The organism is Streptomyces sp. NPDC001292 (assembly GCF_042896465.1).
Classification (GTDB): domain Bacteria; phylum Actinomycetota; class Actinomycetes; order Streptomycetales; family Streptomycetaceae; genus Streptomyces.
Window position 1 is genome coordinate 1 of sequence record NZ_JBIAXG010000056.1, and the last position, 13,709, is coordinate 13,709.

14 protein-coding genes and 5 pseudogenes are annotated in these 13,709 nt (G+C 69.3%); 5 read left to right on the forward strand and 14 right to left on the reverse strand.

Going from position 1 to position 13,709, the window contains the following annotated elements; genetic code table 11:
- Nucleotides 1–871: 871 nt before the first annotated feature.
- Nucleotides 872–1,330 carry an SRPBCC family protein gene (locus tag ACFY4A_RS36765; protein ID WP_390833663.1) on the reverse strand — a complete coding sequence of 153 codons (459 nt, stop codon included), beginning with the start codon at nt 1,328–1,330 and terminating at the stop codon, nt 872–874.
- A 556-nt stretch (nt 1,331–1,886) separates the two neighbouring features.
- Complete coding sequence (locus tag ACFY4A_RS36770; RefSeq protein ID WP_390833664.1) at nt 1,887–2,264, reverse strand: peptidase inhibitor family I36 protein; 378 nt, start codon at nt 2,262–2,264, stop codon at nt 1,887–1,889.
- Nucleotides 2,265–2,290: 26 nt separating this feature from the next.
- Here ACFY4A_RS36770 and ACFY4A_RS36775 point away from each other — a divergent pair.
- A pseudogene (locus tag ACFY4A_RS36775) lies at nt 2,291–3,175 on the forward strand (NAD(P)/FAD-dependent oxidoreductase); the annotation flags it as partial.
- A gap of 56 nt (nt 3,176–3,231) precedes the next feature.
- Here the strand turns inward: ACFY4A_RS36775 and ACFY4A_RS36780 are convergent.
- The 3 genes from ACFY4A_RS36780 to ACFY4A_RS36790 form a co-directional block, all read right to left on the reverse strand.
- Nucleotides 3,232–3,885 (reverse strand): suppressor of fused domain protein, encoded by a 654-nt coding sequence (locus ACFY4A_RS36780; RefSeq protein ID WP_390833665.1) that lies wholly within the window; start codon nt 3,883–3,885, stop codon nt 3,232–3,234.
- A 206-nt stretch (nt 3,886–4,091) separates the two neighbouring features.
- On the reverse strand, nt 4,092–4,229 hold the full coding sequence (locus tag ACFY4A_RS36785) for a hypothetical protein (RefSeq protein WP_390833666.1): 138 nt from the start codon (nt 4,227–4,229) through the stop codon (nt 4,092–4,094).
- A gap of 141 nt (nt 4,230–4,370) precedes the next feature.
- Complete coding sequence (locus ACFY4A_RS36790) at nt 4,371–6,548, reverse strand: FlgD immunoglobulin-like domain containing protein (RefSeq protein WP_390833667.1); 2,178 nt, start codon at nt 6,546–6,548, stop codon at nt 4,371–4,373.
- Nucleotides 6,549–6,962: 414 nt separating this feature from the next.
- On the opposite strand from ACFY4A_RS36790, the pseudogene ACFY4A_RS36795 reads away from it, so the two are divergent.
- Nucleotides 6,963–7,164: pseudogene (locus ACFY4A_RS36795) on the forward strand (DNA glycosylase AlkZ-like family protein); the annotation flags it as partial.
- 1 nt (nt 7,165) lies between these two features.
- Here ACFY4A_RS36795 and ACFY4A_RS36800 read toward each other — a convergent pair.
- Nucleotides 7,166–7,687: a DUF2231 domain-containing protein gene (locus ACFY4A_RS36800; RefSeq protein WP_390833668.1), complete on the reverse strand. Its 522-nt coding sequence runs from the start codon at nt 7,685–7,687 to the stop codon at nt 7,166–7,168.
- A gap of 299 nt (nt 7,688–7,986) precedes the next feature.
- Between ACFY4A_RS36800 and ACFY4A_RS36805 the strand changes: the two genes are divergently transcribed.
- Both ACFY4A_RS36805 and ACFY4A_RS36810 read left to right on the forward strand, forming a co-directional pair.
- Complete coding sequence (locus ACFY4A_RS36805) at nt 7,987–8,349, forward strand: DUF488 domain-containing protein (RefSeq protein ID WP_390833669.1); 363 nt, start codon at nt 7,987–7,989, stop codon at nt 8,347–8,349.
- A 145-nt stretch (nt 8,350–8,494) separates the two neighbouring features.
- On the forward strand, nt 8,495–8,902 hold the full coding sequence (locus ACFY4A_RS36810; RefSeq protein ID WP_390833670.1) for an STAS domain-containing protein: 408 nt from the start codon (nt 8,495–8,497) through the stop codon (nt 8,900–8,902).
- A 54-nt stretch (nt 8,903–8,956) separates the two neighbouring features.
- On the opposite strand, the gene ACFY4A_RS36815 is transcribed toward ACFY4A_RS36810, so the two are convergent.
- From ACFY4A_RS36815 to ACFY4A_RS36830, 4 genes and pseudogenes are all read right to left on the reverse strand, one after another.
- Nucleotides 8,957–9,304, reverse strand: a complete 348-nt coding sequence (locus ACFY4A_RS36815; RefSeq protein WP_390833671.1) for a carboxymuconolactone decarboxylase family protein — start codon at nt 9,302–9,304, stop codon at nt 8,957–8,959.
- A gap of 78 nt (nt 9,305–9,382) precedes the next feature.
- Nucleotides 9,383–9,445: pseudogene (locus ACFY4A_RS36820) on the reverse strand (hypothetical protein); the annotation flags it as partial.
- A 122-nt stretch (nt 9,446–9,567) separates the two neighbouring features.
- Nucleotides 9,568–9,672, reverse strand: a pseudogene (locus ACFY4A_RS36825) (E3 binding domain-containing protein); the annotation flags it as partial.
- 19 nt (nt 9,673–9,691) lie between these two features.
- Entirely contained in the window at nt 9,692–11,008 is a 1,317-nt protein-coding gene (locus ACFY4A_RS36830; RefSeq protein ID WP_390833672.1) for a PP2C family protein-serine/threonine phosphatase, read from the reverse strand.
- Between the two features lie 419 nt (nt 11,009–11,427).
- Here ACFY4A_RS36830 and ACFY4A_RS36835 point away from each other — a divergent pair, with 419 nt between their 5' ends.
- Complete coding sequence (locus ACFY4A_RS36835) at nt 11,428–11,871, forward strand: nitroreductase/quinone reductase family protein (protein WP_390833673.1); 444 nt, start codon at nt 11,428–11,430, stop codon at nt 11,869–11,871.
- A 50-nt stretch (nt 11,872–11,921) separates the two neighbouring features.
- Here ACFY4A_RS36835 and ACFY4A_RS36840 read toward each other — a convergent pair whose 3' ends face one another.
- The 4 genes and pseudogenes from ACFY4A_RS36840 to ACFY4A_RS36855 form a co-directional block, all read right to left on the reverse strand.
- Nucleotides 11,922–12,107, reverse strand: coding sequence for a hypothetical protein (locus tag ACFY4A_RS36840; RefSeq protein WP_390833674.1), 186 nt, complete (start codon nt 12,105–12,107; stop codon nt 11,922–11,924).
- A 2-nt stretch (nt 12,108–12,109) separates the two neighbouring features.
- Nucleotides 12,110–12,520 carry a VOC family protein gene (locus tag ACFY4A_RS36845; RefSeq protein WP_390833675.1) on the reverse strand — a complete coding sequence of 137 codons (411 nt, stop codon included), beginning with the start codon at nt 12,518–12,520 and terminating at the stop codon, nt 12,110–12,112.
- Entirely contained in the window at nt 12,517–13,296 is a 780-nt protein-coding gene (locus tag ACFY4A_RS36850; RefSeq protein WP_390833676.1) for an ArsR family transcriptional regulator, read from the reverse strand. The genes ACFY4A_RS36845 and ACFY4A_RS36850 overlap by 4 nt, the downstream gene beginning before the upstream one ends.
- A 126-nt stretch (nt 13,297–13,422) precedes the next feature.
- Nucleotides 13,423–13,616: pseudogene (locus tag ACFY4A_RS36855) on the reverse strand (amino acid permease); the annotation flags it as partial.
- Nucleotides 13,617–13,709 lie beyond the last annotated feature (93 nt).

The window sequence follows — 13,709 nt, forward strand, 5'->3', positions numbered from 1 at the left end:
ACAGATGGACCACCACCAGCGACAACATCACCACACCCAACCGCCCCGACTTCGACAGAGACCTCAGCGGAGCACTATGACCCGGAGCACCGCCCTGCCGGCGCAGCATCAGCAACACGGCCGGCAACCCCACGAAACCCGCGTCCGCCCAGCCCACTCCCGCCCGACCCAGTGAGGCCTTTTCAGTCACGGAACATGCCCCGGCAGTACCTCATGGTGCGGCCACAGCCCAACGCGACAACAGCGCGGGTCACGGCATGTCACTCACCGGCAGCCACCGAAAGCATCGGCCAGACTGACACCGCCGGAGCCGTCCCGGCCGTGGAGGCGAGCAGCGCCTCCACGGCCCGGGCAGCAGCAAGACGGACCCGGCCAGGCGCGCACCACACCACGGAGCGGGCTGAAGCAGCGATGCGGGCTGGGAACACACCCCACCACCAGGCCCGCGCCCGCGCCCAGCGCGAACACCTCGTCAAACGTCCCGAAGCCCGTGCAGCCTGAAACAGATCAACGGACCCACACGCCTCTCCCCCCAGCACCGGCGGCGTCTGCCCAGACAGTGACGCACTCCCGCTCCGGGCACATTCATCGATGCAAGCCTTCCCGGATCGGTCACCACTGCGACGCCGGCGATAGCGGCACCGGCGGCAGCTGCTCGTCGATCCTGGCCTGGGGGTCCCGGCCCCTCCGCGACTCAGGGTGGGACTTTTCACAGAACCACTTCCGAGGGCGGCGAAGAACTGGCTGCTCAAGCAGGCAGCATGTCAAGGAGGTTGGTCGTCAGGCTGCGGCCGCCACTGCGGCCGTGGCGAAGCGCATGCGCAATCGTGCCGGTTTCAGGGCGCGTCGGCGGCGGCCTGCCGAGCGGCCGTCAGGCGGGCTGCGCCAGGCGCGCCGTCAGGACACCGGCCCGGGCCTGCTGGACCGCTCTCGCCTGGGAGGCGGCGAAGCGCAGCAGGCCCGGGGGTGTGTGCAGGTGCAGGGTGTCGGTGACGATGCTGCCGGCCGGGTGGCGGTCGATGGCGAAGCGGTAGCTCATACGGACCCGGCCGGGGCTGCGGACCTCGCCGGAGATCTCGGCGGAGTGCGGGAGGCGGTCCGGGACAGCGACGAGGGTGACGTCGATGATGTTGTCGTGCCGCAGGACGCCCAGGAACCGAAAGCGTTCCACGGCTGTGTAGTGCACGGTGCTGCCGCTGCGGCGCACGTCGCGGATGGCGACGAGGAGTGGCGACAGGCCGATGTAGTGCGACGGTTCGGCCAGGTGCGCGAAGACCTCCTGCGGCGGCACGGCGATCTGGAACGTGTGCTTCAGTTCGGTGGACGGCACCTCGGATCCCTCCTCGATACGGCACGGTGTGATCCTCCCATCGCCGGCGCGAGAGCGGCGGCGCCTGGCCGGAGGTTGCCGTACCGAGAGGGCGGTGAAGCGGCCTGCGCGTCAATACAGCTCGTGCCGCAGCAACGCGGATCTGCTCCTGGGCTGGTGAACGTCACTTCGGCGGTCTTCGCCACGCGTATGCCCTGCGCGGAACCAGGGGCACCGTGTGCGCCCCGCCACCGATCCAGTGGATTGTGGACGGCTGGGAGCGGTACTGCTTTCTCCCGCCGTGTCCGGCAGCGGATTGATCGAAAGTCCGTGCACGGCGCTCGAGTTGTTAACGCTCGAACGCCAAGCGATGCGCGCCGAGGGCGGCTGCCTCGATCCGGAGCACGGGCACCTGGGTCGCTTCCCAAAGTCCACCGCGCCCGGTTCCCAGATGCCCTGCCGGGGCCGGGACCGGACCCCAGCGGCTCCGAGGCAGTCCGAGGCCGTCAGCGGCGACAGGATGAGGGCGACGCCCCCGGTGGGGCGCCACCCCCCGGGCCTCGCGGCGGGCGGCCGGTCAGCGGCAGTTGACCCACTTGTTGGACTTGATGTACCGGTACGTGCTGCCGGTCTGCTTGTATCCCCTCGGGACGATTCCGCTGGATCCCTTGTGGTTCTTCTTCGCGTACCACTTGAAGTCACAGGACTTGCCGTGGTTGTACCACGACCTGAAGCTCTGGAAGACCGGATACTTCGTCAGGTCCGCGTTCTTCCCAGCGACCTTCTGCATACGGCCGGTGTAGTTCTTCCCGGACCAGACGCAGAACCAGCCCGACGGGCAGGCCGAGGCCGCCTGCGGCGTCGCCTCCGCCGCACCGGCCCCACCCGCGCTACCGGCCAGCAGGCGACCGGTCAGCACGATGCCGCCGGCCACGGCAGCCAGCCTCCTAGTCATGTGCATGCTCTTATCCCCCTGTGAGACATGACACGCTGGTGTACGAGTTGGGCAGTGTGGCCGACACCTCGGCGGTGCCGGGGGCCGACGACCACACGTACACCCTGGGCAGCGCCCAGGATGCCGAGTTGTTGGCCCACCGGCTGGGGCGGCTCGGCAGCGGCACGGTGGTGGTCGTCGGCAGCGGCCTGGCCGGCATCGAGTCGGCCGCGGAGATCGCCGAGCGGCGCCCGGAGTTGAACGTCGTACTGCTGGGCCGGACCGAGCCCGGTGCGGCCATGAACCCGAAGGCCAAGGCGTACGTGGACGCCGCGCTCGACCGGCTGGGCGTCCGGGTGCGCGCCGGGGTCGAGGTGGTGAAGGTGCTGCCCGACGCGGTCGAGTTGGCGGGCGGGGAGAGCATCGCCGCCAACGCGGTCCTGTGGACGAGCGGTACGCGGGTGTCGCCGCTGGCGGCCGCCGGTGGGCTGGCCGTCGACGAGCGCGGACGCATCGTCACCGACGCCGCGCTGCGATCGGTGTCCCACCCCGAGGTGTACGCGATCGGCGACGCGGCCGCTGTCCGCCAGGGCTACGGCGTCATGCACGGCACCTGCCAGGGCGGCATGCCGACCGGGGTACACGCCGCACTGTCGATCGACCGGACGCTCAGGGGCAAGCAGCCCACGCCGTTCCGCTTCGGCTACTACCACACGCCGGTGAGCCTGGGACGCGGTGACGCCGTTGTGCAGTTCACCCACCCCGATGACAGCCCGCGCCAGATCTGCCTGACGGGCCGCATGGCGGTCCGGTACAAGGAGACGGTGACCGCCTCGCCCTGGCCGACGTACGGCCGTATGAAGAAGATGCCCGCCTCGGGCGCGTTCTGGCCCCGCGGGGGCCGCTTCACCCAGGTCCGGGAGGCCCGGTGACCACCCCGTCCACCCAATCATGAGTCGTGCAGATCAAGGTTGCTGCCCTCCCCAGGTCAAATTGCAGGGCGACGCAACACGTCAGTGGGCTCCCAATCGCTCTTCCAGAAGGCTTCAAGCCCATGCTCGTTGATGAACTGCCGCTCCACCTCGTGGATGGGGTACATCCCTTGGATGTTGATCACGTCGTGACCCTCGTGTCCCGGAATGCCGACGTCGATGCCCAGGTAGTCGTCTCTGTCGAGCACGATCGGCGCGAACACGCAGAATGCCGTCATTGCTGACTCGGGCACGATTCGCTCGCCGAAGTCGATGGTGCTGCCGTAGCTGAAGGGGCAGGTGCCACGGAGGCGCTCGGCGAGGAAGCCCACCGCGTGGGCCCAGATCACGTTGGTCGAGTTCACGCTGAGGCAGAGTTCCGGCGAGCCGCGCTGCCAGTCCGGATGTTCTGCCAGCGACAAGCCGTAGGTGAGCGTCGTGAGAAGCCCGTCCGGAAGGTCGTCGTACACGATCTCCGTCACGCCCCGCAACCCCTGTTTGGTCGACTCGACAGGGAAGAACCGGGGCTCTATTCCGCCGGAGAGTCGATCAAGATGGGCGAGGTACTTCTCTACACGACTGGCCATGTAACCAGCCTGCACCATCGCTCGCACGCGTACGCCACTGGGGGCGTGACCAGTAATGGCATCCTTCCCCGCTTCGACGACCACCCGCTCCTGCTCCTCGATGGTGGCTCGCCGCTCCGCGGCCCGCCGCACGGGGACCCCGCCGACGCTGGGTCCCCGTCGCCGGCCCAGTGACTCACAGCGCAGGAAGGACTCATCAGAAAACGGTGCGACGCGGCAAAGCCACCCGAACTCCAGCGCCGGACCGGCACCGCGCGGACCGCTCGCGCGCTTGGCGTGCGCCGCGGCCGTCAACCAGCTGGTAGCAGCCGGGCCAGTTGGAGGACTCCGGGCTTCCGCTGCGGGTCGAGTTCAGCCGCGACGACACCGGCGAACTCGAGGCCGGCGGCGGCAGCGGTATCGGTCTGGGTGGTCACAGAATGGCGCAAGGCTACGGACCTGGGACTCGCGTGGTGCGGGAGGCCGGGCTGCCAGCGGCCAGAGCGAGTCGGGTGACCACCGGACGTACAAGGCTCCGGGCCCTTCCCGGGGCGGCGCGGGGAAGTGACCGGAGCCAGGTGCTGCGGTGCTCAGCCGGTGATTTTCACGACGCCCGTGACCCTCACGTCTGCGCCCGTGCCGTCCGCCGGGGTGGCGGTCAGCTGCCAGGTGTAGCGGCCGGTCGCCACCGGGGTGCCCGACTCGGACGTACCGTCCCAGGTGACCCGTACCGCGCTGCGGGTGTCCTCGCCGGTCCAGGTGCGGACGACCTCCCCGGTCGCGCGCCTGGTAATCGTCACCTGCCAGGACGCCGCGGGCTTGGAGAGCCACCACGCGGCGGCCCACTCACCGGACGCCGTGGCGGGTACGGCGGTGCGGGCGACACTCAGCGCGGAGACGGCGTGCTGCGGCGCGGTGACGTGGACGGTGTCGTCCGCGCCGACCCAGGCGAGCTTGCCCGCGTCCGCGTCAAGGGTCCAGGTGGTGCCGCGCCCGTCGCCGTCCCCGGGCTGCTTCAGGCCCGTGACGGTGCCCAGGTCAGCCGTGGAGCCGTCCGCCTGCAGGCCCGTGAGGCGCAGCTCGCCGGACGCCTCGCGGTGGGCCAGGAAGTGGTCGCCCAGCAGGACGTCGGACGCCGGAGCGGGGAAGGTCTGCTTGGTCGCCAGGTCGCGTACACCCGCCGTGTTCTGCGCAGCGCAACTCCAATACAGCAGCGTGCCGCTGCTCTGCAATTCGTCCGGGACACAGGCGGTGCCGAAGTGGATGGTGTCGGTCACAGAGCCGGTGCGGGCGTTGATCACCTTCACAGTGCCGGGCTTCTTCGGCGCCGACTTGAACAGACGATTCTGGTCCAGTGCGGCGGCCTGCGCCGGCTGTTCGCGGACGACGAGGTCGCGGGCGGTGTCCACGACGTATTGTGTTCCGTCCGTCTCGTACAGCACGAACTCCGGTGCCGTGCCGAGGATCCGGCCGTTCGCGCCCGGCAGCGGGAGGTTGTCCGTCGGGTGCTCCGGGTCGTCGCCGGTCACCAGCACGTCCATGCCCGTGTCGGGGTCGGCGACCAGCCGGGCCAGGCCCTCGTCGCTGCCGTCGGCGAAGCGGCCGGCCGTCAGGCCCGGGAAGTCGGCGAGCGTCGGGCCGTCGGCCGGCTCGAGTCCGGTGCCGATGTCCTTGCCGTGCAATGTGCGCGTGCCGGCCAGAGAGTTGACGTACCGCAGCTTCCCCCGGTCCAGGCTCAGCGCCTCGATCGCACCGTCCGCCGTCTTGATCTGGGGCACTTGACGCAGCGACAGATCAGCGACGGTCTCAAGGCCGTCGATGTGGAACAGGTGGACGGCGCGCTTGCCGTCGGCGTCCTTGCCGAGCGCAACCAGGGAACCTGTGCCCTCGCTGCGCAGGAACACCTGCTCGACACCGCTCAGCAGATTCCGCTCCTTGTCCGCCCCGCCGAACGGTGTGACGTGCAGCGGGCCGCCGTCGCCCTCGTACCAGAGCACGTTGTCGCCCACCACGAAGGACGTCACCTTGCTGTCGGGGGACTGCGTGGTGAGCGGCACGATACGCGGGGCGCCCGTGCTGCCCAGCGGCATGACCCGCACACCCGGCTCCCCACTGCGGGAGAACCAGCTGACGGTGGTCTGTGTGATGCGGAAGCTGCTTGCCTCGCCGGTCACGGGCAGCGGGGTGACCGTGCCGTTGTACGCGGTGAGGATGCCGTAGCCCGGAGTGCCGTCGGCGGTGCGGTAGCCGATGACGAGCTGATTGTAGTAGGCGCCGAGCAGCTCGGGCTCGGCACCGGTGGTGGCTCCGGCGGGCAGCTTGACGACGGGGTCGCTGCCCGGGTCCCCGCCGCGCGCCACACGCAGCTGGTACGTCCCATTACCCTGGTCGACGGTGGCCAGCACCCAGCCGTTCGCCACGCGCGGGTTGAGGTAATCGGCCGGCAGGCTGATGGTGCTGGTGTCGCGGGGATCCTCGATGCCGACGCGCACGACGTCCGTGCGGCCGTCCTCGCGCGGCTTGAGGTAGATGACACGGTTGTACTGGTCGTGGGTGGGCACGATGGCATCCTGCGGTACGCCGTCGAGGGCCGGGACAGGCTTGGTGGTTCTGTTGTACGTCGTCGTCCAGAGATAACCGCCGCCCTCGCGGTGCAGTACGCCCTGGCTGCCGGTCGCCAGCACCGTCTCGGGCCCGTCGCCGTAGGTGTCGGGCGCGGGTATGAGTACCTCGGTCGCTTCGGCCGCGTGGGCCGTCGCCGGCACCACGGTTGTCAGTGTGGCGGCGAGGACGGCGGCGACGGCGGCGGTACGGCGGGTCCTCCGGATACGGTTGATTGTGCGCAGGTGATGGGACACCTGACCCCCCCAAGTCTGGCTGTTTACAAGCACGTTCACATAAACGCAGTAACTATACGTGGATGCGGAGGAGTTGCGCGTGAGGATGAGCAACTCGTGAAGATCCTCAGGCGGCTCAAGGCACTGCAGTACCGGCACAGCATCCTCGGCGGATTCCTCGCCGGGACGGGCATCGCTCTCGACAGACCGGACAGACCCTGATACGCCGAAGTCACTAAGCGGCTGATTGAAGCAGCGTTCGACGGAGTTGCCTCGACGGTAGACCTCCCGGTCAAAGCGTGATGGCCACCTGCCGCTGCTACCGCGGTCGTGCCGGTGCAACCGGTGCGCCGCTACCTCGCCGCCTACGGGCCCCGGCCACTGCGTACATCCGCGCCTGGAGCGGTCTGGCCGGTCTCCCCGCCGCGGTCAAGCCATCCGGGAGGAGCTGCTCACCTTCCGCGACGAACATGGCCGAGAACTCCTCGGCCTGCCCGACGCGCCACGCCCGTCCCCCGACACATCCGCCCCCGTCCAGTTCCTCCCGGTCAGGCAGCTCGGTGGTGGTGGAGGCCGATCACCTTGGTGTTCTGCACCGTCAGCTCGTCGCGTTCTTGGTTGAGGGTGAGGTGGATGCCGATGTGGTAGTCCTGCACGAGCATCCAGCCGAGGAAGCCGGCACCGAGGGTGCAGGCCAGTCCGGCCGCGGCGAGGGCGAGTCCGAGGGTGGCTCCGGTGGCGGGGCCGTTCCAGTGGGTGACGTACGTTCCGAGGCTGATGGCGAACAGGACGAGGGCGGTGACGTTGAGGCCGGCGTGGGCCAGGCCGACGGTCTTGGCCGCGGAGCCGCGCGGGATGCCAAAGGCCCAGTCGGCGAATCCGGGCAGGGCGGCGAGCAGCGCGCCGCCGACGCCGACGACGTTCAAGGCAATGGCCAGGTTGAGCCAGAACTGGTGGCCGGTGGCCGCGTAGACGGCGAAGCCCACCAGCGTGCCCGTGTAGCAGACGACCGGGTAGCCGACGAGCATCGGGTGGACGGGGTGACCGGCGACCGTGACTTTGCTGTACATGACACCTCCCGGGCGAGGCCGTGCGCATCCGCTGCGCATCTCACCCTTTCAGCGTCCCCCTGATGGCCGAGCCCGCAAATGGAGTGCTGCTCCCACCCAGGACACGGGAGTCCAATACGCCGTACAGGATGCCGCCACTCTGCGGGCGGCGGTCGTGGTGGCCGACCCGGATCCCGGCGGGTTCGCATGAGCTGTCCCCGATAAAATGGGCGAGTCGGGACCATCCGCTTCGCAGCAGGGCACGGAGCTGTCCACCCACTCAAGGCCGGGGCGGCCGACCGATCTGGAAGGGCACCGTTATGGCCAAGCAGATCACCTGTCGCAGAATCTACGAGGAGACTGCGCCGAAGGACGGCAAGCGCGTGCTGGTCGACCGGGTGTGGCCCCGGGGCATGCGCAAGGAGGACGCGCATCTGGACGAGTGGCTGCGTGATGTTGCCCCGTCGAGCGAACTGCGCAAGTGGTACAACCACGAGCCCAGCCGCTTCACCGAGTTCCGCCGCCGCTACCTGGAGGAGCTGCGCGACGCCGGGCACCGCGAGGCGGCCGAGCATCTGCGTGACCTGGCGGCGCACGACAAGCTCATGCTGCTGACTGCCACCAAGGATGTGGAGCACAGCCAGGCCGCTGTCCTCGCCGAGTGGCTGGCCAAGAGCCGGTAAACGGCACGCGAGACGGTAGCGGTGGCGGTCACCGTCGTTCACGCGAACTCGCCCTTGCACAGGCCGTGATCGAGTACGGGCTGACCGTCTTCGCCGCACCGTGCTGGGGATCTTGCGCCGTCCGGCGACCTGAAGAGGGATGGCAATGCGAACGAACATCATCCGGCGCGAGAACTTGATGGTGAGCTACGACGTTGTCAACGGCTGGACCGTTGTCGAGGTCGATGGTGAGGTGGACACCCACACCGTCCCCATGATCCGGGAGGGAGTGATCAAGCTTCTCGATGAGGGACACCACCACTTTGTCCTGGACCTGGGCTTCGTCACCTTCATGGATTCGATGGGGCTGGGCGTGATCGTGGCGATCACGAAACGCGTCCGTGAACACGATGGCTCGCTGCGTATCGCGTCCGTCTCCGGCCGGATACTCCGGATCCTCGACCTGAGCGGCATGCGGGAGAGCTACGAGATCTACCCCTCGACAGCGGAAGCGACGCAATCCGTTCCCTCGCCTGGCAGCCTCGCGCACTGGCCGCATCCGTCCTCCGGGTGAGGAACGCGCCGCTTCGCCGAGTTGGCTGTCCGAGGTGCGGCACCTGGGCTGTGTTCACGGGTGCGTGTGGGGTGCCGTCTCTTGCATGGCGTGCAGGGCGAGGGTCGAGTGGGCGTAGGCACCGCCGGCGCGCATCTCGGCCGCGACCCAGATGGCTTCCATGATCTCCTGCGGGCTGGCGCCCTTGCGCCGTGCGAGGCGGGTGTGTCCCTGGATGCAGTACGGGCACTGGGTCACGTGGGCGACGGCGACGGCGATCAATTGCTTGGTCTTCTCCGGCAGCGAGCCCTCCGCGAAGACGGCGCGGCTGAAGTTGTCGAACGCCTCATTGATGGCCGGGGCGAGTTCGGCGCGGCGCCGGCCGATCTCAGGGGTGGCCGGGTGGTAGACGGCTTCGGTCATGGTGTTGCCTCCGTTACGCTGCTGCACGACGATGCGCAGGGGTTGTTCGAGCAGTGCCTCGAGATCGGCGAGGATGGCGGCCTGGGGCGGGTTGATGACGGCGGTGAAGTGGTCGATGCCGTAGGGGCCGAGGTTGCTGATGCTTCGGCGACGGGCCGTGCGGGCGGTTGCGGCGCGGCTGGTGCCGCCGCGGACGGCGCGTTGGCAGAGCGGCTCCGAGCGGGATGCGCTTCCCCTCGGTTGATGACTGCCTCCACATCGCCGCGCACGACGCGGCCGCCGGGTCCGCTGCCGGTGAGGGCGGCGATGTCGATGCCGTGCTCGCGGGCCAGCGGAGAGACCGGAACCTCCTGCCGACCTGACCGCAAAGGGCCGGGCGCGTGTGTCTCACCGTTCCGGGCCGTCCGAGGGGGTGCGCAGGGCCAGCAGGGCCACGTCGTCGTCGAACACCTGCCGGCTTCGGCTGGTCAAGGTGTCGCACAGCTCCTCCAGCGGTGCCGTGGCCAGGCGGGCCGCCTGTTCGGCCAGGTCGCCCAGTCCGGTGTCGATCTCCTGGTCGCGGCGCTCGACCAGCCCGTCGGTGAACAGCAGCAGGGTGCTGCCGGGCGGGAGGGGGTGTTCGTGGCTGAACCGGGAGACGGACGCGTCGATGCCCACCGGGATTCCGTGACGGGCGGGTGCCAGGTAGCGCGTGCTGCCGTCCGCGCCGACCAGCAGTGGCGGCAGATGCCCGGCGTTGCTCCAGCCGAAGATGTACCCCCCGCCTTCACCACGGCCGCGCTCGATACGGCCGAGCACCACGGTGGCCGTGGGCGGGTCGGCGAACATCGTCAGCGCGCGGTCCAGCCTTGACATGATCAGGCCGGGCGGCCCGCACCGGTCAAGGGCGATCGCCCGCAGCATGTTGCGGATCTGTCCCATCAGCGGGGCGGCCTCCACGTCGTGGCCGGTCACATCACCCACCACGACGCAGGTGGCGCCGTCGGGCAAGACCATGGCGTCGTACCAGTCCCCGCCCAGCCTGGGCAGTTCGGACGCGGGTTCATAGCGGGCCGCGGCCTTGAGTGGCGAAAGGTCGGGAAGGACAGGCAGCATGCGGCGCTGGAAGTGCTCGGCGGCGCGTTTGAGCTGTTCATACAGGCGGGCGTTTTCGAGGCTGACGCCCGCGGCACTGGCCAGAGCCGTCAGCAGGCCCTCGTCGTCGTCATCGAACGGCATGCCATCCAGCTTGTCGGCCACATAGAGGTCGCCGTAGACCGTGCCGCGCACCATGAGCGGAACGCCCAGCAGGGTCCGAATGACCGGATGCCCAGGCGGAAAGCCGACCGAACGAGGGTGCGCGTTCACATCCCCCACCCGCAACGGTTCCCGGTCGTCCACCATCGTGCGCAGCAGCCCATGCCCCTGCGGCAAGCCCATGGCAGCGCACAGCCGGGGGTCGTCGACGCCCACGGTGATCAGGTCGATGACCTTGCCACTCTCCGAAAGCACACCTAGTGCCCCGTAGCGCGCGACAACCAGGTCGGTCGCCGCTTCCACGATGCGGTGCAGCACGGTTCGGGTGTCCATGTCGGCGCTGACCCCCCCGACCGCGTCCAGCAGGTGTCGCAGCCGACACCGGTCCAGAGCACGCTGCGGCGGCCGCGCGGCCACACCGTCCCGGGCGTGGCCCCGCCCCCGCTTCTTCCACGGGCTGCGCGCCATGGTGCTTCCTCCAGGCGCCGTCGGGCGCCGTCATCATGTCGCCCTGCCCTGTCACACTACGCGCTCACCTGGCCGGGAGCAGGCCGAAGCGGCGCGCCGTCCCTGTGTCCGCCCCTGGAGGCCGCTCCCGTTCGAGGCGAACCGGCGACTGGGAAGCCGAGACGGAGGTGATGCGTGGCTGCGGTGTCCAGCAGGCCGGCGTGTGGGTACTGCGGGACCTGGCCGACGCCGACCGGAGAACGGCATGGGCACCGTGGTCCGCCTGTGCCTCCGCCTTCACCCTCGCCCGGCGGGGGCCGCCTGGTGGTCTTCGGGGCCGCGGTGTACGGCGTCGCACGGCTCCGGCGTGGCTCGGCGCAGCCGCGTAACTCGCTGGTTAGCTAATAGCAAGTCAGGTCCTCGGACACAGAGAGGCGGACATGACTAACGTAAATGAGGTAAACAAGCAGGTCATTGCCCAGTTCCGGGCGCAGGGCGGCACTGTGGGGGGCTTCTTCGAGGGCAAGCAGCTGCTGCTCCTGCACACGGTCGGCCGCCGTACCGGCCAGAAACGGGTGAACCCCCTCGTGTACGCGGCCGACGGTAACTGTTTCCTCGTCTGCGGCACAGCGCGCGGCGCGGAAAGAGATCCAGCGTGGGTGGGCAACGTCGCCGCCATGCCCGAGGTGACCATCGAGGTGGGGGAACAGATCCTCAAGGCGACCCCTACCGTTGTCACGCATGCGTCGCCGGATTGGGAACGCCTCTACGGGATCTGGTCGGCGTACTGGCCTGACAGCGCGCACTATGAGACCAAGACATCGCGCAAGTTCCCCATCGTGAGACTGGAGCCCTACGCATCAGACGGCGACCGGCGTGAATGAGCGTCGGTTCACGGATCGAACCAGGCTCCGGTGCTTTCGCCGCTTGATCGCTACGCCGGGTTCGAGATCGTCGTGAGGCGGAAGTGCTGCTCGTAGTACGCCCGCGCGTCCGCCAGGTTCTCCTCGAACACCGCGTCACTCGTTCCGGCTACCGCACTGTTGATGACCTTGGGACGGTCGCCGTGCCGACCGTGCTCTCGGGCGGACGCCGGACCACAGAAGGCGGTGGGGCTCACGCTCAAGGCTTGGCCGGCGTGGTTGCGGCCGGGGTGTGGGCGGGCTGGAAAAGTTCGATGAGGTTGCCGACGGGGTCGGCGATGAGGACCTGGCGCCCGCCTGGCCCGGCTACGACGTCGCTGCGGAAGGACAGTCCGGCGGCGCGTAGCCGGTCGATTTCGCTGTCGAGATCGTCGACGATCAGGTGGATGCGGTTTCGGCCGGGGGTGGTGGCGTCGTCGGGTGTGGCGCGGGAACCGGAGCTGGCGGGTCCTGACAGCAGCAGTCGCAGGGGCCCGCGGGTGACGTCCGCGAAGGCGGGTGCGGCACTGGTGTTCAGGGTGAAGCCGAGATGGGTGGTGTAGAAGTCGATGCAAGCTTGGACGTCGTCGACGACATATCGGACGCCGGCGAGCTTGTCGGGTGACGTCACGGCTGGGCCTCCTCTGTCTGAGCAAGGATGGGCAGTAGGTAGCGAATGCGGGTGTCGATGTCACCTGCCGTGCGCTGGAAAGCGGGGTAGCCGGCCTGGTCGCTGTCGGCGCCGCCGGCCGGATCGGGGACGCTCCAGTGGATGCGGCGCGGGTGCTCCGGGAACTCGGGGCAGGCCTCCCGGGCCTTGTCGCACAGGCTGATTACGTGGTCGAAGCGGCGCTCGATCAGCGTGTCCAGGTGCCGGGGCCGCTGGTCGGCGATGTCGATGCCGAACCCGTCGTGCAGTGCGCGTATGGCGTTGGGGTGCAGCCGGGACTTGGGACAGGTGCCGGCGCTGGCGGTCTCGAAACGACCGGCGGCGCGGTGACGCAGCAAGGCTTCGGCGATGGGTGAGCGGGCGCTGTTGCCGGTGCATATGAACAGCACTGCGGGCCGGCGCGACCGTTCGGTGGCGAGTCGGGGTCGTGGCGCCGGTTGGGGGCGCAGCGCCGGGTGCAGGGCGGCGCCGGTGTCTGCCACGGCCTGAGCGCAGCGATCCAGGTCCAGGTGGTAGTAGCTGTCGCGGCCGTCGAAGCTGCTGCGGGTCGCCGTGACCAGCCCGCTGTCACGCAGCAGCCGCAGATGGTAGGAGACCAGGTTCTGAGGCTCTCCGACCAACGTCACGAGCTCGCGTACCCGGTAGTCGCTGCCGGCGAGTTCGGACAGGAGCCGCCAGCGCACCGGGTGCGCGGCCAGGTGCACAAACGGCGGGGCGGCTGGGCCAGAGGGCGCCATGGAACCATGGTACATCAATTTCATTTGATGAGTTGCCCGCACGCGGACTCAACCGACCTCGGCCAGGTCGATACCGAGGTCGCATGCCGGCCCAAGCCTCGGGCTGGCTCTTTGGAGTGCGTGCGGTCAGCGCCGGGTAGCCACCGCGCGGCGCACGCCGTACGCGGCGGCGCCCACGACCACCACCGCCGCGCCCGTCACGACCGAGACCAGGGCAAAGCAAATGCGAGAACAAGGCACCCGGCCAGGCCCACGACGGGAATCGAGCGGGCAGGGCGGCTCATCGGGGCCGGGGTCCCGGCGGAAGCGTTGGCGATGGCGGGAGGGGTCGGCGGCGGCCGCCGCCGCGACCTGCCAGTCCTCGTCGGCCAGCAGATCGACGAGGACGGCGGAAGGAAGTTTCCGGACACGTG